This window comes from Atrimonas thermophila, assembly GCF_045864955.1.
Lineage (GTDB): Bacteria > Atribacterota > Atribacteria > Atribacterales > Thermatribacteraceae > Thermatribacter > Thermatribacter velox.
Genome location: NZ_AP028803.1, coordinates 1,912,714 through 1,938,860, shown reverse-complemented (window position 1 = coordinate 1,938,860; position 26,147 = coordinate 1,912,714). Strand labels below are relative to the sequence as shown.

The window sequence follows — 26,147 nt, the reverse complement described above, 5'->3', positions numbered from 1 at the left end:
ACTCTTTTGGCTTTGCTGGTAGCGGGTAAAAGGGTTGCATTTCGCCCTGTTCGAGTTGTCTTCAGCAGCGTTATTTTATTGCTATCTCAAAAAAGGCAGGGTTCATAAAAGAGGCTTTTTAAATTGTTAAACTGTAATGGTGAGTGCTATGTTTACAAACACTTTAACTACAACAGGCGCTGATTCCTATAAAAGAGCAGTTTTGCTTTCCATCACGCTGGGTTCTTTTCTCACTCCCTTTATGGGTTCTTCTATCAACGTGGCCCTTCCCGCCATTGGAAAAGAATTTGCCATGGACGCAGTTTTGCTGGGCTGGATTCCCACAGCATACCTTTTGGCTGCAGCAGTGTTTATGGTTCCTTCGGGAAGGTTGGCTGATATATATGGGAGAAAGAAGATTTTTACCTGTGGTGTGCTGATTTATACCATCGCTTCTTTTCTCGCAGCAGTTTCTAATTCTCCTTTTTTGCTTATCGCCTTTCGAGTACTCCAGGGAACAGGTGGGGCAATGATATTCAGTACTGGAGTGGCCATTCTGACTTCGGTTTTTCCACCAGGAGAGCGGGGTAGAGCCCTGGGGATAAACACGGCGACCGTGTATCTGGGCCTTTCCTTAGGACCCTTTCTGGGAGGACTTCTGACCCAGTACCTGGGTTGGAGAAGCCTTTTCTGGCTGAACGTTGTCCTGGGTCTTTTGGTCATTGTTTTTACCCTGTGGAAGCTTAAGGATGAGTGGGCAGAAGCCCGGGGAGAAAAATTTGATTTTCTGGGTTCGTTGATTTATGCCTGTTTCCTGGTGGCATTGATATATGGCTTTTCTCTCCTTCCGGATACTTCTGGAGCCTGGTTGGTCCTGGCTGGTTCTTTGGGCTTTTTGGTGTTTGTGGTGTGGGAGATGAAGGTAGCTCACCCTGTTTTGGACGTGAATCTTTTCAGGAACAACACAGTGTTTGCTTTTTCCAATCTGGCAGCACTGATTAACTACAGTGCTACTGCCGCTTTGACCTTTCTTTTGAGCCTGTATCTCCAGTACATAAAAGGCTTCAATCCCCAGGGTGCAGGTTTAATCCTTGTAGCCCAGCCTGCGGTCATGGCCATCTTTTCGCCTTTTGCAGGCCGAATTTCTGATCGGGTTGAACCCCGAGTGGTGGCTTCAATGGGTATGGCCTTTACCGCTTTGGGGCTTTTCCTTTTTGCTTTTCTGGGCAATGCCACAGATCTTACTTTCATTGTGGCCAGCTTGCTGCTCCTGGGCTTTGGGTTTGCGCTTTTTTCCTCTCCCAACACCAATGCCATCATGAGTTCCGTTGAAAAAAAGTTCTACGGGGTGGCATCGGCCACTCTGGCTACCATGCGGCTTGTGGGGCAGATGCTCAGCATGGGAATTGCCATGTTGATTTTTGCAGTATTTATGGGAAGAGTCCAGATCACACCTGAACGCTATCCACTCTTTTTGACAAGTGTTAAAGTTGCTTTTATGGTTTTTGCCTCTCTTTGTGTTTTGGGTATATTTGCCTCTCTCGCCCGGGGCAACCTGCATGGTGGAGCTTGATACACTGTGGTTCTTTCTCTTTTACCGGTGCAGTTTTTTATCTTTTGAAAAACCGGGTTAGCAAATCTTATAGCCTGTTCTTTTTCTTGAGATAGGCTGCGCAGTAATCAATGGTGGCCCCTATCGCAGAATAGGGAGATACGTACGTAAAGGAATCTTCTTTGATGGTGGAAGGTATGCTGAACTTTGCTTTGCCAATCTCTTTTCCTTGCGGATTGTAGTAGCGCTCTTCTATGGCGAGGTAACCGTAGTTTTCGGGATTGAGGTAGACTTTTAAGATGGCATATTCTACATCGTAGTCATCGAGCAACCTTATTGTGTACTCGGTTCCGTCCTCTGTTTTGTAGCTGGCTTCGTCTGGCCAGGGTTCTTTGTTTGCGCAGGCAATTGCTTTGAAAAGCCTTTCTATCAGCTTTTTGGAATCTGTTCCCAGAACTCGCTTTATCTGGGTTTTGATAATTTTGAACTTGGTGAGGCTGATAACTTCAACAAACGATTTGTCAACGAAGAAGGTGTCTTCACTGTAGGTGCGGGCTACCATTTTCCATTCTGCAGGGAACGCTATACCCGATGCCATCAGCAGGATGATAACGCATAAAAGCATCAATAACTTTTTCTTGGCAGACACGCTGCATCTCTCCTTTCCTGATTTCTGTGATTGACACAAACTGAACGCTTTAGGTGGTGCTTTTATTGAGCATTTTGGCGTTTTAAGAGAAAAATCACTTTTTCGTTTGCCCTTCTTCTTTGATAGCAATTTTCCATTTACCGAGAGCATTTACCTGGAGATAGTAACTGCCTCCTTGAGGCTGGTATGATGAGCCACGTTTAGCATTGCCCAGAATGTCCACGTAATCTCCATCTTTGGTGCAAATGGTTATCATGAAAAAATTCCCTTCTGCTTGCCACTCGATAACCCACGCTCCGGTAACGGTGAAAGGTCTTGTGTTCTGGATACCTTCCCCCTCAAACACGATTTGGTCAGAGGTGACCGTTTGCTGTTCGGTTATTTCTGGGGGTTGCAGAAGTTTTTCTAATTCTGCAACTCGTTGTTCGAGCTGTTCAATGCGAGTAAGAAGCTCTTCTGTGGTTACCGCGTAAGCAGAGGAAAAGGTTATCAGCGTAAAGCACACAAAAAGCAAAAAACTGGCTAAGCGACGCATATAAACACCTCCTGCAAAGGTTTTTTTTAGGCAAGCTTCCACTCGCCGTAAACCTTCTCAAAGAGAATTAAGAAACGAGTTTCGCAGTCAGTTTTAAAGTACCACCCGTTGTAGTAGAAGTCTTTGCAAAAGTCGTGGTACATGGAGATCATGTTGACGTTGATGTATTCGTGGCCGTAAATGTCTGTTACTGTGTAGAAAACGTATGCGAATGGGTATTCTATACTGAGCCTCCAGAGGTCATTTGTATAATCGAACATGATTCCTCCTGGTTTGCAGTAAGATAGGGCTAAGGCAAAATTATTTGCGTTGAGGGCCTGATACCAGGCAAGGAGAAGGTTTTCGCAGATTTGAAAGTCGTTACTTGCTATGGTGAAAGTGGTGGTTGAAGTACTGCAACCAACAAGAGAAAATATGCCCATAACTGTTATTAAAATAAGCGCAAGAAGAACTTTACGATCGAACAATGTTCTCCTCTCCTTTTTGATGATTTGGGTTCATTATTGATTGTAAGTTTACGCAACGTCATTTAGTGTCGCCGTGATAAAAAATCGGTTTTTTCTGGTTCAAAAATTTTTGAAAGATCTGACGAATGAAGATTGGCTTGGAAGTTTTTACTTTTGAGTAAGTTGCTTGGGGTGGATAAGGAAGCTTTGGCTTGGGATTTCGAAGGCTCTTCCTTGTCTTCAGTTGGTATTAAACAAAATCTTGTTTGCTGACTGAGTATGTTTTTGATAAATTGGGTATAATTGCCTGGGAAGAAGATTTGCAAAGTAGAGCGCTGCCCATATTGGTAAAAACGTGATGGCAGTTTTGGCATTTTGGATTACAGCTTTTTGGTGAGGAGGCTGTTTGATGGAGTGGTATCAAAAGGATATAAATGCGGTTTTTAAAGAGCTTAACACTGGTCCTGCAGGACTTTCGCAGGAAGAGGCGCAGAAAAGGCTTGCTCAGTACGGAGCGAACGAAATAAAAGAGGGGAAAAGACGTACTGCTTTTGAAATGTTTCTCGATCAGTTCAAGGACTTCATGATTATGGTCCTTATTGCAGCTGCGTTTGTATCAGGCATCATTGGTGAACCTCAGGATACCATTGCCATCATCGTGATTGTTATCATCAATGCAATCATAGGCTTCGTTCAGGAATACCGGGCCGAAAAAGCTATAGCAGCTTTGAAAAAGATGGCTGCGCCGGGAGCAGTAGTTATTCGGGATGGAATGTTGCAGAGCATTCCAGCCTCTCAGGTGGTGCCCGGTGACATTGTACTCCTTGAAGCGGGAAAAATCGTGCCTGCCGATATGCGGCTTATGGAAGTTGCCCAGTTAAAGGTTGATGAATCAGCTCTCACCGGTGAGTCAGTCCCGGTTGAGAAGATGGAGGAACCCCTACCGGAGGAGAATCTCCCCCTTGGTGACAGAAAAAACATGGCCTACAAGGGAACCATCGTAACTTACGGGAGAGGCAGAGGTGTGGTGGTGGCCACCGGGATGAACACTGAGTTGGGGAAAATCGCCACCATGCTCCAAGAGGAAGAAGAAACCAAAACACCCCTTCAAAAGAGACTCGCTGCTTTTGGAAAAAGGCTGGCAATTGCCATTCTGGGGATTTGTGGCATTGTCTTTGTGACTGGTATTCTGAGAGGGGAAAATCCGTTTCTGATGCTCCTTACTTCCATATCCCTTGCTGTGGCAGCAATTCCTGAAGCACTCCCGGCAGTGGTGACCATTGCTCTGGCTCTGACTGCAAAGAACATGGTCAAGCGCAACGCGCTTATCCGGAAATTGCCTGCGGTGGAAACCCTGGGTTCGGTAACCTACATCTGTACCGATAAAACAGGAACCCTTACCCTCAACAGAATGCATGTTGAAGAAATTTGGGTTGATGGAAAGGTGCTGAAGGTAGAAGACGTTAAAGAAGATAACGGGAGTGCCAACGGTCTGTTCCCAGAGCTTTTCATAGCTCTTGCCCTAAGTAACGATGCTCAGGTGGACAGTTCTGGAAAAGTGCTTGGTGACCCCACAGAAACTGCGCTCTACAGCTTGGCAAGGAAATTTGGGTTTGATAAAACCGCCCTTGAACGGGAGTTTGCCCGGGTGTCAGAAATACCCTTTGATTCCGAACGCAAATGCATGACCACTATACATGAGGTCAGTCAGGGAGAGCCAGAAAGCGTGGAAATCGTTTTTGGTGATGGGGTGAGCTTTGTTTCCTTCACCAAAGGTGCGATTGAAAACCTGATTGAGAAATCTCAAAACACGCTGACTTCTCAGGGCTTGCGACCTGTGGACAAGGAGGAAATTCTTCGGGTGGCAGAAGACATGGCTTCCCGGGGCCTGCGAGTCCTGGGCATTGCTATGAGAAAATGGCGTACCCTTCCTGAACAGGTTGAGGAAAGAGTTGTTGAGGCCGAACTCACACTTTTGGGCCTTGTGGGCATGATAGATCCTCCCCGGGAAGAAGTCAAAGAAGCCATACGCCTTTGCAAGGCAGCAGGAATTAAGCCGGTGATGATAACTGGTGACCATCCGCTCACTGCCAAAGCCATTGCAGAGAGGTTGGGAATTCTTGATGGAAATACAGAAGAAGCAGTGATTACCGGGGCAGAGCTTGAAAGGTTGTCGCTTGAGGAATTCGAGGAGCGGGTTGAGCACATTCGGGTTTATGCGCGAGTGGCGCCTGAGCAAAAGTTGAAGATTGTGAGAGCCCTGCAGGATAAAGGCCAGTTTGTGGCTATGACTGGAGATGGCGTGAATGATGCGCCAGCTCTGAAGCGAGCAGACATCGGAGTGGCTATGGGGATTACTGGCACCGATGTTGCCAAGGAAGCCTCGGACCTGATTCTCCTTGACGATAATTTTGCCACTATCGTTAACGCGGTGAAAGAAGGGAGAAGGATATTTGACAACATCAAGAAATTCATACGCTACACGATGACCAGTAACGCCGGAGAGATATGGACCATATTCCTGGCTCCCTTTTTTGGGCTTCCGGTGCCCCTTTTGCCAATTCACATCCTCTGGATTAACCTGGTTACCGATGGTCTTCCCGGTCTTGCTCTGGCCGGAGAACCTGCAGAAAAAGACGTTATGAACAGGCCTCCACGGCATCCCAAAGAAAGCATATTTGCTCACGGATTAGGCTTTCAGATTATCTGGGTCGGCCTGCTTATGGGATTGATATCCATTTTTACCCAGGCCTGGTCCATTAAAACAGGCCATGCTCACTGGCAGACCATGGTCTTTACCGTGCTTTGCTTGAGCCAGATGGGTAATGTACTTGCCATGAGGTCAGAGAAGGAGTCTTTCTTTAAGCAGGGTCCTCTTTCCAATAAACCCCTCCTGGGTGCTTTTATCCTTACTTTCATTTTGCAGATGGCAACTATATACGTTCCTTTCCTGAGGCCGATTTTCAAAACGGCTCCGCTTACTGCGGGAGAATTACTGCTGACCTTGCTGCTTTCAAGCGTTGTTTTCTTTGCTGTTGAGATTGAGAAGTTATTTAAACGGCGGAAGGCAGCAGTTAGAGGTTGAAGGGTTAGGGAGCAACGTTCTTACCTCTTGGAGCGGATAGCTCGAACGGTTGCTTCTTTTCCTGTGGTTGAAAGGGTTATGCTTTTCGGTTTGCGGGTTTCTGGCAAGCTTTGTAGAGAAAGCGGCATCGACCTTCTGGTAGTAGTCAGGGAAACGCCTTCTAAACTGAAGGGATACTTTGAATAGATAAGCTCTTGAGGGCGTAGAAATTCTTTCATGCTATACTTAGTTTAAGCTTTCACGCTGACTTTTGGATGAAAGTTTTGGGAGGGGATGGGCGTGAAAATAATAATTCTCATTTTTGCTTTTCTGGGAGTGTTTGGTGTGCTAAAGCCAGCCTGGGGAGAAGAAAGGATTCCCCTGCCTGCACCCAGAGAGCGTGGCCAATACTCCCTGGAAGAAGTTCTCATCAAGCGACGCTCGGTGCGCTCTTTCAGCAATAAAGCACTCACCCTGGAGGAGCTTTCTCAACTTCTTTTCGCTGCTCAAGGAATTACCGAGAAAAGATATGGCTTTCGGACTGCACCTTCAGCAGGGGCTCTCTATCCGCTTGAGGTGTATGTGGTGGTTGGGGAAGTGGAAGGGATTCCTGAAGGGGTGTACCACTATTTACCCCGAGAACATGCACTGGAGATGGTCCTTCCAGGCGATAAAAGGGAGGACCTTTTTCGCTCAGCGCTCTATCAGGAAGCGATAAAAGAGGCACCGGTTACCATCGTCATCTGTGCGGTGTACGAGCGGACCACTCGCAAGTACGGGGAACGTGGCATCCGCTATGTCCATATGGAAGCAGGGCATGCGGGCCAGAATATTTACTTACAGGCCGAAGCTCTGGACCTTGGCACTGTGGCCATCGGAGCTTTTTATGATGAAGCAGTAGCCCGGGTGCTTGATCTTCCAAAAGATATAGTTCCTCTTTATCTTTTCCCGGTTGGGAAACGCTAAGCTTTTGTAACTTAGCCCGGGGGCTCTCTTTGTCCAAGCTGTCCCCGGGGTTTTCCACTTTTACCTGTTTTTGAAGCAGAGTGCGGGGTATAAGCTTCCGGAAGCAAGTATTAATTACAAGGTTGGCTTGTGTCATTTATGCCTCAATGTGTACCTGGTAAGGAAATAAGTGGGTATACCTAAAACCATGACGATGGAAATATAGGTCAGGAAACTCATGGCCGCGGCTTTCAGGTTATCCACTGAGAAATGGAAGTAGCTTCCAAGTCCTGTTTTGGCACTGTCGAAACTCTGGCGCTGATTGTTCCTGTCTACTGAAGGTTGCAAGGCCCAGGCTTTTTCAGGACCGGATGTATGCTCTCTTTCTGCAAGGTCCGCTGTAAAGGGCAAAGAAAGCCAGCGGGGCAGGTTACTTGATGAGATGCTGTAGAACCCAAAAAGCACAATGGCCACCAGCACGGCTATGCTTAGAGGCCGGGCGATTTTACTGGGAATATAGGTTAATTTTTTGAATGCGGCAGCGAAAAAACCCAAATGGAGTCCAAAATGAATGCCGAAAAGCAGCAGGGTTACCCCGGCGGAGAAAAAGTGTAAATTACGCAGGACAGGGTTTCTGAAACCAGTAAAGATTACCCGGGAAATAAGTATGCCACTTGTAACTGTCATTGCAAAGAACATCCCAAGCAAAGCGTTGAGGAGGTAGGTGAGGCGGGTTTTTGCAGGTAAATTTCTTTTGAAAAAGCGGGTGGTGACACCAGCTATCCACTTCCAGTTAAAAACAAGGTGTATACCCACTAAACCCAAAAGAACCAGTCCAGCTACTTCGTGGAAAGCAAGCCCCAAGGGGCGTTTGTTGTAAAGGAAAGGAAATAAAAGCAACGCGCTTAGGTCGATGAGTATTCTTGTAGTTCGCTTGGTCACCGCTTATCACCTCTTTGGGGTTTTTGTTCTTTCTCAATATAGAAAGGAGATTTGACCCTTTTGGGGAGCGCTTGAGAATAAATTTTGAGAATTTTTGGGAAGTTTTGGAGTCTGGTAAGAGAGATTGGGCTTTCAGGATTTAAGAATGCTGTCTGGATTTTTCAAAAAAAGCAGCTGAAAGCTTTTTTGCCATTTTTTGTTGCCGGAATTGCGCGCAAAAAATCGGTAGGTAATTGACAATGTTTGCCGATAGCGGTACACTTTTTCTGGTAAGATGGTAAGACCAGAGGGCAAAATAGCCTATGAGACCAATCAACCGGGTGAAACTTACCGAAAACATAGTGGAAGCAATAGTGGAATACGCTTCTTCCCAGAACCTCAAAGCAGGGGATAGGCTCCCTTCAGAGCGAGAACTGGCCAGTGCCTTGAGAGTGAGTCGTCCTCTCTTGCGAGAAGCTTTGCGAAAGATGGAGAGCTTGAACCTGGTGGAAGTTCTGCCTGGAAAGGGTATCTTCATCAAAAACCCTTTACGCAACAACATGGCCTACCTGGTTCTTCACATAGATGGGGACAAGAAGAAAAATCTGGAAGTTCTAAAGATAAGGAGAGCCCTGGAAAAGCTGGCTGTGGAGGAAGCAATCAAAAATATCACTGAAGAAGAACTGGAGGACCTTGAAAGGCGACTTAACCTTCTTGAAGAAAAGCAAAGGAGGGGTGAAGATAGCAGAGAGGAAAACTGGGCTTTTCACAGCCTGATTTACCGTGCCGCAGGTAATAAGCTCCTTTTTGATATTCTGGAAGGTTTGAAAGATTTTCATCTTTTTTGGGAGGATCCCTTTGAGTGTCCTTCTTTTGCAGAAAAAACCTATTTTTTCCATCGTGAACTTTTCAAGTGTGTTGAAAAAAGAGATTCAGCTCGGGCGTGCGCCTTGATTGACAGGCTTTTGGATGCACTTGAGAATGAGATAAAAAAGAGTGGTTGAGGATTTCTGGTGGAGTATTAGATAGACAAAACTTTATACTGGGAGGGGCTTATGTCTCGAACTTTTGTGGTTGATACAACAAAAAGCAAGCATGTAAGGTTACACCCGGTTTCCATAAGTAGTGTAAAGCTTACAGAAGGCGATTTTTGGGCAGGCAAAGTGCAGCTCATGGAAAAGGTTACCCTGCCACTGCAATATCAAATCATGGAAGAAACCGGTCGGATGGACAATTTTAGAATTGCTGCCTCAAAAATTTCTGGTGAGTTTTCAGGCTTTTTCTTCAACGATACCGACATTTACAAGTGGATAGAGGCAGTGTCCTATCTTTTGGCTGGCAACAGAAATGAAAAACTGGAGAGGTTGGTTGACGAGGTTATAGAAGAAATAAAGCTGGCTCAGGACGAGGATGGCTACCTGGATACCTATTTCACCCTTTCCCGCAAGCCAGACCGCTGGACTAATCTCAAGGATATGCATGAGCTTTACTGTGCCGGGCATCTCTTTCAGGCAGCCATTGCCCACCACAGGGCTACTGGGAAAAGCAGTCTTCTGGATGTGGCCATCAGGTTTGCAGAACACATTGCTTCGGTTTTTGGCCCCCGGAAAAGAAAGGGTGTTCCTGGACATCCGGAGGTGGAAATGGCCCTTGTAGAGCTTTACCGGGAAACTGGAGAGCGGAAGTATCTGGATCTGGCTCGGTTCTTTGTGGACGAAAGAGGCAAGGGTTTAATTGGTGGAAACACCTATCATATAGACCATAAGCCGTTTAGAGAGCTGGATGAAATTGTTGGCCATGCGGTTCGGTCTCTGTATCTCAACTGTGGTGCCACCGATATTTACATGGAAACCGGGGATGAAAGTTTGTGGAATGTTCTGGAGCGGTTATGGGTTAATCTGGTAACCAAGAAAATGTATGTGACCGGAGGGGTAGGAGCCAGGCATGAAGGGGAAGCGTTTGGTGACCCCTATGAGCTTCCCAATGAAAAGGCCTATGCGGAAACCTGTGCTGCCATTGCTAACTTTATGTGGAATTACCGTATGTTTCTTGTCTCAGGCGAGAGCAAATTCGTTGACCTGATGGAACTGGCTCTTTACAACGGAATCTTGCCTGGAATCTCCTTAGATGGAAAAGAGTACTTTTACGTTAACCCCCTGGCAGATAGAGGAGGCCACCGGAGGCAAAGATGGTTTGCCTGTGCCTGTTGTCCACCCAATGTGGCAAGAACCCTGACTGCGCTTCCCGGATATCTCTATGCGCTTTCTCCGGAAGGAATATGGGTCAACCTCTATGCGAGCAATGTTTCCGAGTTTGAAGTCGCTGGTTCCCGAGTGAAGATAGAAGAGAAGACCAGGTACCCCTGGGAAGGGCTGGTAGAGTTCAAAGTAAGTGGCAACCTTTCGTGCTCGCTTTATCTGCGAAAGCCGGAGTGGTGCAGGGAATTTTCGGTGAGCGTGAATGGTAAAGGGGTAGAGCCGGTGCTTGAGAATGGGTATCTGAAAATCGAAAGAAACTGGCACGATGGGGATACGGTTGTCCTGAATTTAGCTATGAGCCCGGAGCTTCTCGAAAGCCACCCCTGGGTAAAAGATAATGTGGGGAGGGTGGCCATCCGTAGAGGGCCAATTGTTTATTGTCTGGAAGCAGAAGATAACCCCGGTATGGATGTTTGGGATCTCGAAGTACCTAAGGATGTGGTTTTGGAAGAAGAAACGCGAGATATCCTGGGTGGTGTGGTGGTGATCAAGGGGAGAGGTTACGTTCCTGATCCCGACTCTTGGTACGGGTTATATCTACCTATCGAAGACGCAAAGCAACTTAGGAGAGAGGTGGAATTTGCGGCTATTCCTTACTATGCTTGGGCGAACAGAACTCCGGGACCTATGGAGGTCTGGGTAAAGGCCAGGTGAAGCCTGAACACCCAAGAGACTCGCTTGGTAAGATGGTTTAAGAAGCTGTTCTGGTTGGCAAACTGGAAAAAGGTTACTGTACCCTGGCTTGGTAAGATGGTAGGACCAACCGCTGAGGCAGGTCCTGGTGGCATGTTGAGTTAATGATGCTCTTTTTGAGGGGGAGGTGAAAGATGGAAGAAAAGGTCAACATTGGTAACCAAAGCGTGGATTTCCACTGCTTGGGTTATAAGCAGTGAACTTGTGCCGGATGTGAAGTTGGCAATGTTTTATCGAATTTTAGGTTGAGGGGGGTAAAATACTATGAGCAAAAAATTGTTAATCGGTTTACTGGTTCTGGTATTATCTCTGGCAGTAAGTTTGGGAGCATTTGCCGCGACCACCCTTACGTTCCAGAGTTATTCGAATCCCACTGAACAGGTCGCCCAGTTTATCCAGAAGGTTTTGATCCCTGAGCTTCAGAAGGCTCATCCCGATGTGGAAGTGAACTATGTCTATATCCCGTTTGCTGAATACATGTCCACCATTCTCCAGCAGGCCATTTCCAATACCCTGCCTGACTTGGTTTATCTCGACAACCCCTGGGTACCTCAGCTAATCGAGGCAGGTGTTTTTCAAAAAATCACCGATAACGTGATGCAGGACCTGGGTGAAGATTTCTGGATGGACTTCTTCCCTGGTCATCGGCTTTTGACCAGCAAGGACAACGATGTCTATGCTTTGCAGGTACACACCAACAACCTGGCTATTTTCTACCGCGAGAATTTCCTCAAGGAAGCGGGCATCGGAGCAGCACCGAAAACCTGGGCGGAACTCCAGGATGCCTGTAAGAAAATCAAAGAAAACCTGAATCTATATGGACTTATGCTGTATGCGGGAGCAGATGAGGCCGGGACCTGGCAGTTTGAACCATTTTTGTGGAGTAACGGTGGAAGCCTCATGGAGCTGGACCAACCTGAGGCCATAGAAGCCCTCGAATTTGTTACCGGCCTGGTTCAGGAAGGGTATACTCCTCGGGATGTGATTGGTCTGAAAGACCAGGGCGATGTAACCATCTGGTTCATGAATGGTCAAGCAGCAATGATGATTAACGGAAACTGGGAGTTTGGCTGGCACCTGCTTCCAGATGTGCTTGAGAAGCTGGGTGACGTAAAGGTAACTTCCTTCCCGGTTCCTGAAGCCGGCATGAAATCTGCTGTTTTGCCCTTTGGAGGAGAGTGTGTAGGGATTACTACTTCTGACAGCGAAAAAGCCAAGTATGCCTGGGAGCTCATCCGAATCTGGTTTGGAGAGAAGCTGGATGAATACTACGAAAAGTGGACGGGACACATTCCAACCCTGGCTTCGTACGCAGCAAAGATCGCGAGCAAACGCCCTGAGTTCGAAGTTTTCATCCAGCAAGCCGCTTATGCAGTGCCCAGACCACCTATGGGAGGAATGGATAAATATCCCGACGTTTCCAACGAACTCGCCCTGGCTTTGCAAAGATCTCTCACTGGTGCACAAACACCTGAGGCCGCTTTCAAGGAAGCAGCCCAGAATATAAAGAGTATATTTACTCCTGAAGAGTATGAAGCTAGCAAGGCTCGGGCCAGGGAAATTCTGGAAGAGGTTTTGGCCAGGGCGAAAGGGCAATGAACATCAAAGTATCGAGCGGGGAGGAGTTCCCTCCCCGCTTTTGATTTCCCGGGTTTTGGTTCACTGAAAAGACAGGCTTTTTCGCTAGTAAACTTCTTATGAGATGTTGGCCTGAACGGAGTTTCACCAATGCTTAAGGGGGAAACAGTGTGAAAATACCCAAAATGGTTCTTTTTCTTTTCTTGCTACCTTCGCTGGCTTTGATATTTATCTTTGGCGTTTATCCTGTGGTTTACAACGTCTTTTTGAGTCTGAAAGATGTCAACCTAATCAGCTACATTCGTGGTACAGCGAAAGACGTGGGTTCTCTGAACTACAAAACAGTCCTGGGTGATTCTCTCTTCTGGAGGGCGCTTTACAACACGATCATTTTCACCTTGCTTTCTATTGCGCTGCAAATGGTAGTTGGGTTTCTGCTGGCTCTCCTTTTCAATTACGAATTCCCTTTGAAAGGGTTTTTGCAGGCGCTGGTGATGATACCCTGGGTTATGCCCATCATGGTTTCCGGATCTTTTTTCCGCTGGTTTCTCAATGATAACGGTTTTTTAAACAATCTCCTGGCCAGCATGAACTGGATTCGAGAACCTGTGCGCTGGATAACTTCGGAGAAGATAGTTATTTATTCGCTCACAGCGGTTAACGTATGGTTGGGTATTCCCTTCAACTTTATCCTGCTTTATACCGGTATGCAGCAAATTCCTGAGGAACTTTATGAGAGTGCCGAGATAGATGGTGCGGCAGGTTGGCAGAAGGTTCTCTACATCACGCTCCCCATGTTGAAGCCGGTCATCGTGGCCACCTTTATTCTGGGGTGCATTCTCACCTTCAAGGTTTTTGACCTGGTCTGGATTGTCACCAGGGGAGGTCCGGGAGGTGCTTCACACCTTCTGAGCACTTTCTCTTATTCTCTTGCCTTTGATCGCTTCCAGTTTGGAAAATCTGCAGCTGTTCTGGTGCTGATGCAGATCATCGTGATTCTCTTTGTCGGCTTTTCTAACCGCATCAGATTAGAGGAGAGGTGAAACCCGTTGAAAAAGCAGAGAGGATGGAAGTGGAGTGCGTTGGTTGCCCTGGTGGTCGCCTTGGTGGTCTCTCCTCTTTACTTTATTGCCATTGGAGGCTTCATGTCCACCGAAGAGATTTTTCATAAACCTCCTTATCTTTTCCCTCCAGCTCCGAGCTTAAACTACTACCGAGAAGCGTTGTTGACCCTTCTTCCCTACATTAAAAACAGTTTTATCATTGCTTTTGGAACTCTTCTTTTGACTTTGTTGATTTCGCTCCCAGCGCCTTTTGTGTTGACCAAGTTCAGGTTTGCCTTCAAGGGTGCAGTAAACTTTCTTTTTGCTTTTGTCCAGATGCTTCCCTATACGGCGGTGATCATTCCTCTGTTCCTAATGTTTACCAGAATGAAGCTAATCGATTCTCACTTTGGGGTCATGCTGGCTCTCTCAGTATTTCTGGCTCCTTTTGCGATAATCATTTTACGCTCCTACATGGTTTCCGTGCCCTCGGGGCTAATCGAGGCGGCACTTATTGATGGTGCAGGGTATTTTAAAATATTCACCAGCATTGTCTTACCCCTTTCTGCGCCAGGTATTGCTTCGGTTTCCATACTGGTCTTTCTTCTGGCTTGGGGTAACTTTATCGTTCCTCTGGCTTTCATAAAAGCGGAGACCATGCGTCCGCTAAGCATAGGGCTTTATGTTTTCATCGGCCAGTACGGAGTACAGTGGAATAAGTTGATGGCTGGGAGCATGATATATACCATTCCGCCTCTGGTAGTCGCGCTACTTGCGGGGAAGTCCATTGTGGCCGGCCTGACGGCAGGTGCTTTTAAAGAATGAACGAAGGTGGAGTAGTTTGGTTGAGCCGTGCGGTTTTCGCTGCACGGCTTCCACTTTCCTAATCTTCGCAGCTTGTCCCTTCTGGAAGCTGGTCGGAAGACTCGGTGAAGCCTGGTCTTTATGTGGCTTCCCTTTTCCACCTACCTGCGGAGGTATCAACAGTGGCTTTTGCGATATGGCACTCACTTTCGCAAAGAGTGAGTGTTCTAAGCGATTTGAAACTGTTCTTCTTGCCCAATTTCTTCCAGCAATCTCTTGGCGTGTGTTAGTTTATGGGGATCGCCTTCGACTGCCAACCAGATTGAACCTTCGGCTCCGCAAACACCACCTGCTGCGACTAATGTTGCTTTTAGCCCAAAAAGCAATTCTATTGCTTCAATTTCGGTCAGGATTTCTCCTGAAACGGGAAACATCCTTGGACCGGTTGAATCTGGGCTATTCAGCAGGTTAGCGATTGTATCGATATCTTCGGTGACCCGCTTTTCAAGACCGACTGGTATGATTAGCTTCACTCTCCTTCCAACAACTGCCTGCATCGCTGCAGCGATTGTTCCACCTCTGGGATGGCCAATGAGTATTCCCGCTCTTTTCCGATTGCTATCGATGCAGTTGGCACCCTTGATGATGATGTCGCCTTTCTGCAAAGTGTCAACGCAGTCAAACAGCGTTTTACCTTTCTGCCAAGTTCCATTGACGATCACTACATCACCCGGGAAACTGGATTCGTCTGGTAATCTCCCGGCTTCGGTTGCTTTGAAAGAAGGTGGTAGGGTGATGCCTCTAAAGAACTGTTTTCGGTCGAATCCCTTTTCCTGCCCAATTGATTTCAGTAATTCTTCTGCAACGTATCCATTGGTAGTGCCTGCAACAATCACAATTGTTTTTGAATGGAGTGCTTCTTGGATAGCCTTGTGTTCCAGAATTGCTTTTGCGATGAGTCTCTTTCCCGCCGAGGGTGTTAAGAGAATTTGAAACATGGTGCCATTCTCCTTTCTTGGTTTGTTATGGTGGTGTCTTCTTTCTAAGTGAATGGAGTGAACCATCAACACCGGTATGTGACTGCGATCTCTTGGGAACTTCCAGCGTTGCATTACCTCCCCAAGAGAAAAAACCTCTTTTTTGAGGCTTCGAACAGGGGAGAAAATACTGCGCGTTAAAGCCGAACGACAAACGGCGATTCCTCCCTACCGAGATTATAGGCCATGAAGGCTAAGCCCTGTCAATGCCTAAGATCCCAACAAAGGACCCGATAGAAGACAGTGACTACCACAAAGCACGCGTGCGCGTAATGCGTACCACAAAAATCACGCTTTTCATTCCGGACAACTCCAAATGGGTTAAGTCCGCCTCAGACGCTGGGAAGGTAAAAATCCAGTGCCCAATTTCGAACAGTACTTTCGCCCGGGTTACCTCACCGGCTCATCCTGGCCTAGGACCTGGGAGTGTCGCTATACCTTTTGTGGAGGGAGAAGAATCTCTTGTAAAAATCCAAGCTGCTGGTTGGGATGTATCCTGTGCTTTCTTGGGAGATGGCTGGAGGTTAGATGAAAAGGCACCGGGAAGAGAATTAGGGACAGTAAGGTTGCGGCTGTACTACGACATTACAGTGTCCTACAAAACTGGGTAATTATTTAAGGGAACGAATTGTGCAGGGAGCTCAAAGCAAGATTGGCGAACTGAAGGTGCTTTCCCCGGCTCCGTGGTTTATGGTTTTTCCATCTGGTGTGCCTTTATCTTGCATCGTAGATACCGAGTGATACCATAACTTTTCCACAGTCCTTATGTTTTTGTTGTTTACCGTGTTTTTGGATGGTTGAAGAGGATGTTTCTCATTTTGTGATTGTTGTGGTGGATTTGTGGTTCACTACGGGAGAAGGTTGGTTGGTATTTATGAGGGAAAGAGCTTTTGACTGGTTGCAACTTGCGACAAGCGGAAAGAGACGTGTAGTTGGCTCTTTCCCGTGCAAGAGCTGAGACATTATGAATGGGCCTGTTTTACTTTGCATCAAGCATAGGAAAAAGCGGTAAGAGCTTACATCTTTTTATGGGACAAAGGGTTCAAGGGTGTGCGTAGCAAAGCTTCTTCAGGAACTTTCTGTTGCTGTTCCCGAGCACCTCGTGAAGAAAGGAAAGGTCCTAGACGGGCATTACATTCCTCCTCACTATCCGAACGGTTTTTCCTAAAAGTGCTCCGTTTGAACATTTTGGCCCTCTGTAGGCTAAGGAGGCAGTGGATTATGCTCGTGAAATTATTGAATTCGCCCGTGTTCGAATGATCTATGAGAAAAGAAGTTGAGGAAACACTTCTTTCTTGGGCAGAAAAGATAAAACGAGGAATCCTGACATCCTGTGCATTGGCATTTTTTGGCTTTTATAACACTTCTTTCTGGGGAGTGGGAGGCGACCTGGATGGAGTGGTGATACGAAGACCCTTTGCCCTTTCTGGGAACGGCCGCAATACTTTGACACTGTAAGCTTACCAGTACCGGGAGATATTTTGATTTATACCGGAGAAGAGTTTGAGAAATTGGAGGGATGTTTTACTCAAGTCATGCACAAGAAATCACAGAGCTTCCTGAAAGAACAAAGGCTTAAACGAAAAAAGAACCATTGAGGAGAGCCCTTCTTTCAGTAAGGTAGCTGGAAGTTTAATTTCTTAGAAACCTTTTATTCAGAAGAAAGGTAGATGGATACCAGTGTCTTCTGAGTGGATAAAAGTTAAACGAGGAAAAAAACCATGTTCAGAGCAAAGCCAGGAAGAAAGAAGATTTTAAATGAATAAATTTATTGACATCGTTGACATCAATTCTTTTTTTGATTATTATTCTTTGTGAAAATTTTTTATGTTAAGTTTAACGCCTCAAAAGAACTGTTGAGCTATGGTAATGGAAAGTCAGAGTTGAATAACTGATGTGTGTTTCATCACGTCGTTGAAAAGGGTGTCCCTACTAACAATTTTTCTTTTGGGTTTTTTGAAGTTTGCTTTAAATATTGGGTTAACAGTGATTTTGGCTCCTGAAAATAGTGTGTGGTGATTTATCGAGGAGAGGGGAGGAATTTGAGTGCAAAGTTTGAGCATGGAAGAAAGAAAAAAGATATTAGAGATGTATAAGGATCTTAGAGTTGCTGATGTACGGGATGGACTGGATTGGTGTGGTTATCACCATTATGGAAGTGTTCATCATGATATTAAGCCCTTATGGCGTCCTTGTAAAGCCGTTGGTTTTGCAAGGACAGCTCGGTACTTGCCCTATGAAGGTCCATCCCCTAAAGAGACAGGCGAAGAATATACGAAATGGGTAGATTGGTATTACCGAAATGTTTGTAGTGATGACTGGGGAGAGGATGTTATCGAAGGTGACTTTATTTGTCTAGATGTGTGTGGAATTGATGTAGGTCTTCTAGGTTCTAACAATACTTTAGCTTACAGAAATAAAGGTGCTGTTGGATTTTTGACTAATGGTGGAGTAAGAGATAGCGATGAAATCATACGGCAGGGAATCCCGATTTGGTGTAGATTTGTTTCTCAATCAATGGATCAGGCCCGTATACGCTACTATGAGAAAAATGTTCCAATAGCCATAGGGGGAGTTGCTATTTATCCTGGCGACTTGGTGGTGGCAGATGGGGATGGAGTTGTTGTGGTTCCTGCAAAGATAGTATACGAAGTTTATAAGTATGCTTATCAGGAAATGAAAAAAGATAAAGTCGCCAGGAGAAAATTATATGTGGAGGGAGGTTTGCCTCTGGATGAAACGGTAGATACGGAGGGCTTGGAGTGAAGTGCAGTTTTTGTTGGGTTTACTAAATGGACGTCCTATAGGTTTATTTGTTTAATTTCAAGGAAGGAGGTAGGAGTGATGAGTAAAAGGAATTTCGTGCTTTTGGTGGCAGTAGTATTGTCGACGATGTTAGTGTGTTTAGGGGGCTCGGTGTTTGCAAAAGTGGAAATACGAGCTGCTTGGTGGGGTGATACTGGTCGACACGAGCTGTATAACAAGATCATCGACATTTTTGAGTCTAAAAACCCAGATATCAAAGTACTACGTGAACCGACTAGCTGGTTAGATTACTGGGATAAACTGACTGTTCAGAGTGCAGGCGGTAGAGCTCCAGATTTCATGGGGATGCACCCTCAGTTTGCTGCCGACTATTTGAGGAGAGGGATTATAGAGCCATTGGAACAGTTTGTTGAAAAAGGGATTATTGATATCAGCGATCATGTAGAAGGGGCCATAGCTACTGGTAAAGTAGACGGAATTTTGTACATGGTTCCTATGGGTATCACAACTCGGACTATACTAATCAATAACTCTATCTTGGAAGAGTTGGGTGTTGAAGCTCCCAACTTCGATTGGACTTGGAATGATGTAAAAACCATTGGTTTAAAGGTTAGAGGTGCTTTTGATGAGAAAGGAGAAAAGGATAAATGGTTTATAGCAGATTCTTCGGGGGCTTATCAGGTATTTCGCTACTGGGTTCGCCAAAGAGGACGGGAAGACTTGTATACCGCTGATGGCAACATAGCCTACATAGCTGAGGATGTTGCTACCTGGTTTGCTATGTGGAACGATTTGCGAAAAAGCGGTATTATTCCTGATGCAGCAACGGTTACAGAGTATGCTAGGGCTACTTTAGAAGACAATTTATTTGCTAGACGAAGAGTTGTTGGAATGGAAATCCCTATCAACCAATACAGGTTATATCTCAATGCCATGCCAGAAACGGACTTGCTTCCAGTTCGTCTTCCTTCTTTAGTCGACGGCTTGCCAGGAGAGCTTGTGGAGGGAGCTCATTTTGCTATTTCGGCTAAGACTACGCCTGAGAAAAAAGTAGCAGCAGCAAAGTTGATAAACTTCTGGGTTAATGACCCGGATTCTATAAGATTGTTCAGGTTAGATCAAGGAGTACCTTCGAATCGAAAAATGGCTGAATTTCTTATGACTATAATGGACGAAGTGGACCAGAAAGTCATAGAGTATGTGAATAAAACAAGTGCCATTGCCAGACCTACTACCTTTCCGCCTGCAGGAGCTACTGAAGTGAACTCTCTGTTTGAGCAAATAGCCGAGAAAGTTAGATTTGAACAGTTAACTCCTGAAGAAGCTGGAGAGCAACTAATTTCTCAAGCTCAAGAGATACTCAATAGATACAAATAACAACAGATAAAGTATGAAAGGGGGAGTAAATTTTGCTCCCCCTTTACATTTTATGGCGTTGTTACTTCGAGGTGATTACTGGGTGAGAAAATATGCACATAACAGAGAAGGTTACGCCTTTTTAGCTCCTTGGCTTCTGGGCTTTATTTTGTTTACCGCGATTCCAATGATCTTATCGTTCTATTTTTCTTTCACTCAATACGACGTGCTCACCCCTCCTAAATGGATAGGGCTCAAAAATTACATTGATATGACCAAAGATCCCAGGCTACATAAAAGTTTACAAGTTACTTTTACATATGTTGGACTGGGGGTGCCTTTACAAATAGTTTTTGCTCTGTTTGTGGCCATTGTGCTCCACCGGGACAAACCAGGTATTCGTTTCTACCGGGGCATCTATTATTTGCCATCGCTGTTTGGGGGTAGCGTTGCTGTAGCAATACTCTGGCGTCAAGTATTTAACAAAGAAGGGTTGCTTAACCAACTTTTGGCTCTTTTGGGGATTGAGGGCAAAAATTGGATAGCTTTACCAGAGACAGCATTGTACACTTTGATTGTACTATTAGTATGGCAGTTCGGCTCTCCCATGGTTATATTTTTGAGCGGGTTGAAGCAAATTCCTAAAGAATACTACGAGGCGGCCATGATAGATGGGGCGGGCAAAACCAGAATGCTTTTTAACATAACTTTACCGATGCTTACTCCTTTAATCTTTTTTAATCTGGTGATGGGCATTATCAATGCTTTTCAGGCGTTTACTCCAGCTTATATAATCAGTGGAGGAACTGGGGCACCAGTGGATTCAACATTATTCTATACCCTATATTTATATATTAAAGGCTTTCAACACTTTTCTATGGGATATGCTAGTGCCTTAGCTTGGGTTTTGCTGGCTATAATGAGCGTTATAACAGCGATTATGTTTTTTCTGTCTAGATTCTGGGTCCATTATGAGGAATAGGAGAGAAAGGCAGTGGGCGAACAAAGTAGGAGTATTGTAACATATTACCTGTTTATTACATTGCTTGCCTTAGTAATGGTGTACCCTCTTTTGTGGATGGTTAGTGCTTCATTTAAGGATGATGTTGAAATATTCCAAAGCTCTAGCCTTATACCTCAAGAGCCGACTTTCAAGAATTATATTTACGGTTGGAGGGGTGTTTCAGGATATACTTTTGGTAAATTCCTGTTCAATTCCTTTTTAATCTGCTTTGTGGGGATCGTTGCTAACATATTCTCGTGTTCTATGGCCGCCTTTGCTTTTGCCAAGCTGAATTTCAGGTTCAAAAATATCTTTTTTGCTATAATGATGACCACTCTCATGTTACCAATTCACGTTCGCCTGATTCCTCAGTACATCATATTTAATAAAATGGGGTGGGTTGATACCTTCTTCCCTTTAACTATCCCCAGGTTTTTTGCTGTTGATGGTTTTTTTGTCTTCCTTTTGGTACAGTTCATGCGCAACATCCCCAATGAAATTGTGGACGCAGCGAGAATAGATGGAGCCAGTGCTCTACAGATTTACGCCAAAATTGTGATGCCCTTATCCAAACCGGCTCTTGTTACTGTGGCAATTTTTACTTTCATCTGGACTTGGAATGATTTCTTATCCCAAATGATATATCTCAGCTCGCCTTCTAAATTTACGGTTTCGCTGGCATTGCGGATGTTCGTAGATGCCACTGGAGAAAGCTCTTGGGGGGCTCTTTTTTCCATGTCTTGTGTGTCTTTGTTGCCGCTGTTCATAATGTTTATTGTGTTTCAACGTTTCCTGGTAGAAGGGATAATGATGGGAAGTTTGAAAGGATGAATATAAAGTGGCTTAAGGTATAACGGCATCCACCTCCAGTAGCGAAAGTTGTCCTGAATTGATAGAGGTTAGTTTTAGCGAACAGACTTTTATCAGTTCGGAAGAAAATGTTCTGAGTGTTGACTAAATACTGCCTAATTTTAGACAGATTAGACAGAGAACTGTACATTTGGGAATAGGATGCTCTCTAGAGGCTTGAATAAAAGTTCACCTTGCTTTAATGGGTGTAAGGGTTACAGGAGGTGGGGAGATAAGCGTCATCTATGGTGATAGGTATTTGACGTATTGGAAGTTGTGGTAAGTACTTACCTTATGGAACATAAATTTGCTGTCTTTCGCAATGCATGTGCGAATTTCATGTTGCTCCTCGGTGCCGGTTCCGGCTGGTTTGTATAAAACTTTACAAGAACTATGGAATTCTCACTTATTAAGATGGATGTGCTACGCAGAGCATAGGAATTGAGAGGATAAAATCCTATGGTAATTCAGTATGTGGTACTTTGTTATAGTATTTTACCATCTCGAAGCGGGGTCTTGAGATGATTTCGCAAAGCATTGGTATATACCTGTGTGGTAAAAGCACAAAGCACGCGTGCGCGTAATGGAGATGGCGAAAGAGTGTTGTTTCGCCGTGGTCTGAGTTGAGCTTATAATGGTGTTTTTTTCGCCTCTTTTGGCTGTGTACAGGGCTTCATCCGTTCTCTTCAGAAGAGCTCCTCGCTTTCTCCCGGCACATATTCACAGACTCCGATGCTCGCTGTAATTTCTACTGCTTCGGGGAAGAGGCATTCCGTGATTTTATGACGCAGGTATTCGGCGAGCTTGTAGGCTTCACGCAGGGTAGTTTCAGGGCATAAAATCAGGAATTCATCGCCACCCCAGCGACTTACGATATCTACAGAGCGCACGACACTTCTGGCAAGTTGTGCAATTTTTGAGAGGACTACATCACCTACCTGGTGGTCTAGGGTGTCGTTTATGTCTTTGAAGTTGTCGAGGCCAAACATGATAATCGAAAATATGCTTCCGTAGCGTTGTGCCCGGTCGATCTCTTTTTTAAACTCGGCGTACATCTTGCAGCGGTTGTAAAGCCTGGTGAGCTGGTCGGTGATGGAAAGTTGTTCGAGTTGCTGGTTGGCACTTTCAAGTTGGAGGTTCTTCTGGTAAGGCTCGGTTTGAGTGAGTTGCTCAATGTTCTGGAGTATAGCCCCGATTTCATTTTCAGGGTATTTGAATTGGGGTGCTTTTCCCGGAGTTTCGCTGATAATTCTCTCTACGTGTTCTTTCAGCTTGTTAATAGACGTGGTGACTCGCTCACTCAAAATGCTACTGAGAACCCAGCCCAGAAGCAGGGAAAGAACAGCCACAATGGTAAAGGCTTTCAGGATTTGCTGGATAACAAAAACGGCGATTTCTCGCTTTTCGATGGCGGTGATCACCACCTAGTTGAGAGATTCAATTTTAGAGTAGTACGCCGGTTTTGCTGCCCCATTCAACCTGTAGCTGAAGTGCCCGCTTTCTTTATCAAACGAGATGGGAAAACCGGTTACTTCCTGGAGAGGGATACCCCGAAGAAGTTCCCAGTGATGAATGAGTATTGTGCGGTCATTCCTTGTCCCATAACTGTAGGCAGACTGGTAATTTCCAATGGTTTGCTGTAATACTTCGGAAATCGCTTCCAGAAAGGTTTCCACAGAAACCACTCCGCTGATTTCACCGCGGTCATTGATGAGGGCTTTGCTGATGGAAACCAACCACTCTCCGCTTTTTGCTTCGGCATAAGGAATACCACCGGAGGTTTGTGGATGGGCTTTGAGGTTGCCAGATACCAGGGGCGGATTCTCGGGTCATATCCTCCTGGAGGAAGGTAGTCGTTGATCAGCAGTGTTCCATCCGCATACCCTGGATAAATGCAATTTGTATCGGGGTCGATTTCTTGAAAGCGGCGGTAAAGGATAAGCGCTTTTTCACGATCTTTGAGGCTTACTTCGGGAGCGTTGCGTACTTCGTCGACCTGGCTCAAAAATTCCACTATATTGCGCAATTTCAAGAAGCGCGCTTCGATGAAGTTTTCAGGGCAATGTTTCGTTCCTGAAGCAGGGTGTTAACCTTGTTGGCTTCGTAGGAATAGAAAAAAAATTGACCCTTTCTCCAAGATGTTATGGAAACGCCCTTTTTCTTTCCCCTCTAAAAGTTACCCGAAAGTGGCGACGGCAGAGAGCGCACAGAGTTATCAAGGGTTTTTAGGCAATGAGTGGGTAAAGAAAAACGCATTGCATACGCTTTTCCTGTGATAGAATAGGGTTACCCTTGAATTTCCAAAAAGCAAAGGAGGGGATGGCATGCGTAAGCTGATTTTTCTCACCGTTTTTCTTTTCTGGTGCACGTTTGTGGTTTCTGCAGGAGCCAGCGTTTCCTACGAGTTGGCCGATGAAGTCATAGGTGACGTGAATGCGTTTCCCTTAGAACGTAGTGCTGTAAAAGAAAAGCTTGGTGAACCGGATTTTACGGCAACGATGACTGGTTTCCCGGTACCTCTTGAGTACTACGTTGTGGAGGGCAGCGAGGAGCTGAGCCATGTTTACCTCGTCTACGGAGCTGGAGATGACGGTCAGAAAACCTACGCTGTGGGTGTGGTAATGAAAGGAATAGATTTTGCCACCATGAAAGAAATGATTGGAGCTGAGGCAGACCAGGAGATGATTGTACTTGAGGGTCCAGAGTTTGTAGTTGTCGATCTTTTTGAACCACCTGAGGCCTCTCCATTCTGGGTGTTGATTCAAGAGTTTCCAATTCAAGGCGAGCAACGTGTAGTTTCCACCCTTATGCCCACCGAGAGTCTTTTTTCCTACTTTGCCGCAGTGCATCCAGAGTTTGAAGCATCGCTTCGAAAGGCCGTTGAGGAACGAACCAAGAAAGAATAACTGGCGTTGTGTTACCTTTCGCTGGGTTTGATTTGGACTGGTGCCCGAAGTACGAGGGTTGAGCAAGGATGGGCAAAAAGATCAGGTTGGCTGAAGAGAAACCTGATTTGGAAGCAACAGCTTCAGGCGTTGCTGTGTTGGTGAAACAGCAAAAAGAAGGCACAGGAATTGTTTTGAGGATGTTCTTTGGAGAAAAACGGCGGGCCGGGGTGGCCCGCCTCAATGAGAAGTGTTTGAAGTTTATTTGACCTGAGCAGTAATTGCCAGGGCCTGCTTCATTTTGGTGTAAAGATCGGTGTTATCATACCAGCCATCAAAGAGTTCAGCGTGTTTCCCTGTTGCGAAAACAGGCACTGGTTCGCCGGTGTGAGAGTAAGTAGTCCAGCTGATGCCGGCTTTTTCTCCCATGAGATGGGTGAGTGTTACGGTGAGTGGATCGTACCCTTCGTAACGTAGCTGGGCTTCTTCGTTTTGAGGAATTTCTCCGGACATGCTGGCTGCAAAGGCTTCCTCCAGGCGTGCCAGTTCATATTCGGATACCGCCATGGCTACGGTTTTCGCTGCCTGAAGGTCGCCAGCTTTCGCCTTTTCGGTGAGTTGAGCTTTTTCCTCGTCAGAGAGCCAGAGGAGACCAAAGTTTTCCTGAATGACGGGCCAGAAGTTCTGCAAGCTTTGTTTGTCTGGGGGCGTGTTGTGTGCGTAGGCTTTCACTGTTTGTGCAAAGACTTCATGGGAAACTTTCTGGTTTTCAAGCAGTTCCAAGCGCAGGGTGGAGCCGGTGAGCGCATACCCCAGGCTTAGCCCCCCAGTTGCATGGTCGGCGGTGACGATGATCAGAGTTTCTTCAGGGTGCTGCTTGGAGAATGCTATCGCTTCGGCAACCGCCTGCTCGAAGTCCAAAATGTCCCCGATAGCCGCACGAATATCGTTAGCATGACAAGCCCAGTCAATTTTTCCGCCCTCGACCATCATGAAAAACCCATTGGGGTTATCAAGGAGTTCGATACCTTTGCGGGTTAGCTCGGCCAGGGAGAAATCGTCGGCGCTGCGATCTATGGCGTAAGGCATGGCTGAGGAGGTATCGAGAGTAGGATTGATGACCACCAGTTTTTCGGCAGGAGGGGTTAGCGTTTCAAATTCCTGGCGGCTCTGCACCACGCGGTACCCGTTTTGGGTGAGGATATCAAAAATATTTTCCTGACTCTTGTCTTTGCCGGTGGGATAGCGAAAACCACCCCCGGCAAAATAGTCGAAACCACTCTCTGCAAGCTGAAGAGCAATTTCGTAGTAATTGTTTCGGGAGGGGGTGTGGGCGTACATTCCTGCTGGTGTGGCGTGGTCCAGTGATACAGTACTCACAACTCCCACTTTCATCCCAGCGGATTTGGCTTCTTCGGCAAGTGTGGTTAGTTCTCGGGTTCGTTCAGCGTCCAGGTTTATGATTCCGGAGCGGGTCTTCTGTCCGGTGATCATGGCGGTTATCGCTGAGGCAGAATCGGTTATGTAGCTTCCAGCGTCAAAGGTACTCATGAGACCCACTACTGGGAACCTGGTGAAAGACAGGTGTTCTTTGCCTACCTGTTCGCTGTTCACATCGTTGAGGTACAATTCGGTGGCGTGGATTGAAGCCAGGCCCATCCCATCACCGATGAACAGGAACAGATACTTTACTCCGGCCGCGAAAGCCACTTGACCCACAAATAACCCTACCATACAGACGATTGCAACCCAGAAATAACGAAGCTTTCCGGACATGGTTAGAC

The 26,147-nt window shown here is 46.0% G+C and carries 27 protein-coding genes; 18 read left to right on the top strand and 9 right to left on the bottom strand.

From position 1 onward, the window contains the following. The first annotated feature begins 136 nt into the window (after positions 1-136). Positions 137-1,552 carry an MFS transporter gene (locus ACKTT1_RS10055; protein ID WP_369018484.1) on the top strand — a complete coding sequence of 472 codons (1,416 nt, stop codon included), beginning with the start codon at positions 137-139 and terminating at the stop codon, positions 1,550-1,552. Between the two features lie 67 nt (positions 1,553-1,619). Here ACKTT1_RS10055 and ACKTT1_RS10050 read toward each other — a convergent pair whose 3' ends face one another. The 4 genes from ACKTT1_RS10050 to ACKTT1_RS10035 all read right to left on the bottom strand — a co-directional run bounded on the left by ACKTT1_RS10050 (position 1,620) and on the right by ACKTT1_RS10035 (position 3,535). Continuing rightward, the gene (locus ACKTT1_RS10050) at positions 1,620-2,180 is read right to left on the bottom strand and encodes a hypothetical protein (protein WP_369018485.1); all 561 of its coding nucleotides are present in this window, start codon (positions 2,178-2,180) and stop codon (positions 1,620-1,622) included. Positions 2,181-2,274: 94 nt separating this feature from the next. Beyond that, complete coding sequence (locus ACKTT1_RS10045) at positions 2,275-2,715, bottom strand: hypothetical protein (protein WP_369018486.1); 441 nt, start codon at positions 2,713-2,715, stop codon at positions 2,275-2,277. Positions 2,716-2,741: 26 nt separating this feature from the next. Continuing rightward, a complete protein-coding gene (locus ACKTT1_RS10040; protein ID WP_369018487.1) occupies positions 2,742-3,182 on the bottom strand; it encodes a hypothetical protein in 441 nt (146 codons plus the stop codon). A gap of 62 nt (positions 3,183-3,244) precedes the next feature. Further along, on the bottom strand, positions 3,245-3,535 hold the full coding sequence (locus ACKTT1_RS10035) for a hypothetical protein (protein WP_369018488.1): 291 nt from the start codon (positions 3,533-3,535) through the stop codon (positions 3,245-3,247). 35 nt (positions 3,536-3,570) lie between these two features. On the opposite strand from ACKTT1_RS10035, the gene ACKTT1_RS10030 reads away from it, so the two are divergent. The 3 genes from ACKTT1_RS10030 (at position 3,571) to ACKTT1_RS10020 (ending at position 7,191) form a co-directional block, all read left to right on the top strand. Continuing rightward, positions 3,571-6,246: a calcium-translocating P-type ATPase, PMCA-type gene (locus ACKTT1_RS10030; protein ID WP_369018489.1), complete on the top strand. Its 2,676-nt coding sequence runs from the start codon at positions 3,571-3,573 to the stop codon at positions 6,244-6,246. Between the two features lie 27 nt (positions 6,247-6,273). Continuing rightward, entirely contained in the window at positions 6,274-6,432 is a 159-nt protein-coding gene (locus ACKTT1_RS10025; protein ID WP_369018490.1) for a hypothetical protein, read from the top strand. Between the two features lie 87 nt (positions 6,433-6,519). Further along, on the top strand, positions 6,520-7,191 hold the full coding sequence (locus ACKTT1_RS10020) for a SagB/ThcOx family dehydrogenase (RefSeq protein WP_369018491.1): 672 nt from the start codon (positions 6,520-6,522) through the stop codon (positions 7,189-7,191). 132 nt (positions 7,192-7,323) lie between these two features. Here ACKTT1_RS10020 and ACKTT1_RS10015 read toward each other — a convergent pair whose 3' ends face one another. Beyond that, complete coding sequence (locus tag ACKTT1_RS10015; RefSeq protein WP_369018492.1) at positions 7,324-8,112, bottom strand: hypothetical protein; 789 nt, start codon at positions 8,110-8,112, stop codon at positions 7,324-7,326. A 302-nt stretch (positions 8,113-8,414) separates the two neighbouring features. Between ACKTT1_RS10015 and ACKTT1_RS10010 the strand changes: the two genes are divergently transcribed. The 5 genes from ACKTT1_RS10010 to ACKTT1_RS09990 all read left to right on the top strand — a co-directional run bounded on the left by ACKTT1_RS10010 (position 8,415) and on the right by ACKTT1_RS09990 (position 14,488). After that, a complete protein-coding gene (locus tag ACKTT1_RS10010) occupies positions 8,415-9,095 on the top strand; it encodes a FadR/GntR family transcriptional regulator (RefSeq protein WP_412709462.1) in 681 nt (226 codons plus the stop codon). Between the two features lie 51 nt (positions 9,096-9,146). Beyond that, entirely contained in the window at positions 9,147-11,003 is a 1,857-nt protein-coding gene (locus tag ACKTT1_RS10005) for a glycoside hydrolase family 127 protein (protein WP_412709461.1), read from the top strand. 303 nt (positions 11,004-11,306) lie between these two features. Further along, positions 11,307-12,641 carry an ABC transporter substrate-binding protein gene (locus tag ACKTT1_RS10000; RefSeq protein ID WP_412709460.1) on the top strand — a complete coding sequence of 445 codons (1,335 nt, stop codon included), beginning with the start codon at positions 11,307-11,309 and terminating at the stop codon, positions 12,639-12,641. A 149-nt stretch (positions 12,642-12,790) separates the two neighbouring features. Then, the gene (locus tag ACKTT1_RS09995) at positions 12,791-13,663 is read left to right on the top strand and encodes a carbohydrate ABC transporter permease (RefSeq protein WP_412709459.1); all 873 of its coding nucleotides are present in this window, start codon (positions 12,791-12,793) and stop codon (positions 13,661-13,663) included. Positions 13,664-13,669: 6 nt separating this feature from the next. After that, positions 13,670-14,488 (top strand): carbohydrate ABC transporter permease, encoded by an 819-nt coding sequence (locus ACKTT1_RS09990; RefSeq protein WP_412709458.1) that lies wholly within the window; start codon positions 13,670-13,672, stop codon positions 14,486-14,488. 206 nt (positions 14,489-14,694) lie between these two features. Here ACKTT1_RS09990 and ACKTT1_RS09985 read toward each other — a convergent pair whose 3' ends face one another. Then, positions 14,695-15,579: a hypothetical protein gene (locus ACKTT1_RS09985; protein ID WP_412709457.1), complete on the bottom strand. Its 885-nt coding sequence runs from the start codon at positions 15,577-15,579 to the stop codon at positions 14,695-14,697. Between the two features lie 197 nt (positions 15,580-15,776). Between ACKTT1_RS09985 and ACKTT1_RS09980 the strand changes: the two genes are divergently transcribed. The 7 genes from ACKTT1_RS09980 (at position 15,777) to ACKTT1_RS09950 (ending at position 21,460) form a co-directional block, all read left to right on the top strand. Next, positions 15,777-16,115 (top strand): hypothetical protein, encoded by a 339-nt coding sequence (locus tag ACKTT1_RS09980; protein ID WP_412709456.1) that lies wholly within the window; start codon positions 15,777-15,779, stop codon positions 16,113-16,115. Positions 16,116-16,297: 182 nt separating this feature from the next. After that, on the top strand, positions 16,298-16,462 hold the full coding sequence (locus tag ACKTT1_RS09975; RefSeq protein ID WP_412709455.1) for a hypothetical protein: 165 nt from the start codon (positions 16,298-16,300) through the stop codon (positions 16,460-16,462). A 305-nt stretch (positions 16,463-16,767) separates the two neighbouring features. Further along, entirely contained in the window at positions 16,768-16,962 is a 195-nt protein-coding gene (locus ACKTT1_RS09970; protein ID WP_412709454.1) for a hypothetical protein, read from the top strand. Positions 16,963-17,565: 603 nt separating this feature from the next. After that, positions 17,566-18,270, top strand: coding sequence for an RraA family protein (locus tag ACKTT1_RS09965; RefSeq protein ID WP_412710582.1), 705 nt, complete (start codon positions 17,566-17,568; stop codon positions 18,268-18,270). Positions 18,271-18,348: 78 nt separating this feature from the next. Further along, a complete protein-coding gene (locus ACKTT1_RS09960; RefSeq protein WP_412709453.1) occupies positions 18,349-19,647 on the top strand; it encodes an ABC transporter substrate-binding protein in 1,299 nt (432 codons plus the stop codon). Positions 19,648-19,699: 52 nt separating this feature from the next. Further along, positions 19,700-20,608 (top strand): carbohydrate ABC transporter permease, encoded by a 909-nt coding sequence (locus tag ACKTT1_RS09955; RefSeq protein WP_412710581.1) that lies wholly within the window; start codon positions 19,700-19,702, stop codon positions 20,606-20,608. A 75-nt stretch (positions 20,609-20,683) separates the two neighbouring features. After that, positions 20,684-21,460, top strand: coding sequence for a carbohydrate ABC transporter permease (locus ACKTT1_RS09950; RefSeq protein ID WP_412710580.1), 777 nt, complete (start codon positions 20,684-20,686; stop codon positions 21,458-21,460). Between the two features lie 704 nt (positions 21,461-22,164). Here the strand turns inward: ACKTT1_RS09950 and ACKTT1_RS09945 are convergent. Next, positions 22,165-22,902, bottom strand: coding sequence for a diguanylate cyclase (locus ACKTT1_RS09945; RefSeq protein ID WP_412709452.1), 738 nt, complete (start codon positions 22,900-22,902; stop codon positions 22,165-22,167). Between the two features lie 104 nt (positions 22,903-23,006). Next, entirely contained in the window at positions 23,007-23,504 is a 498-nt protein-coding gene (locus ACKTT1_RS09940; protein WP_412709451.1) for a hypothetical protein, read from the bottom strand. 298 nt (positions 23,505-23,802) lie between these two features. Between ACKTT1_RS09940 and ACKTT1_RS09935 the strand changes: the two genes are divergently transcribed. Together ACKTT1_RS09935 and ACKTT1_RS09930 are read left to right on the top strand one after the other, a co-directional pair. After that, positions 23,803-24,384 carry a hypothetical protein gene (locus ACKTT1_RS09935; RefSeq protein ID WP_412709450.1) on the top strand — a complete coding sequence of 194 codons (582 nt, stop codon included), beginning with the start codon at positions 23,803-23,805 and terminating at the stop codon, positions 24,382-24,384. 68 nt (positions 24,385-24,452) lie between these two features. Further along, complete coding sequence (locus ACKTT1_RS09930; protein WP_412709449.1) at positions 24,453-24,632, top strand: hypothetical protein; 180 nt, start codon at positions 24,453-24,455, stop codon at positions 24,630-24,632. Here ACKTT1_RS09930 and ACKTT1_RS09925 read toward each other — a convergent pair. Beyond that, complete coding sequence (locus tag ACKTT1_RS09925; RefSeq protein ID WP_412709448.1) at positions 24,625-26,139, bottom strand: alkaline phosphatase; 1,515 nt, start codon at positions 26,137-26,139, stop codon at positions 24,625-24,627. The genes ACKTT1_RS09930 and ACKTT1_RS09925 overlap by 8 nt on opposite strands. Positions 26,140-26,147 lie beyond the last annotated feature (8 nt).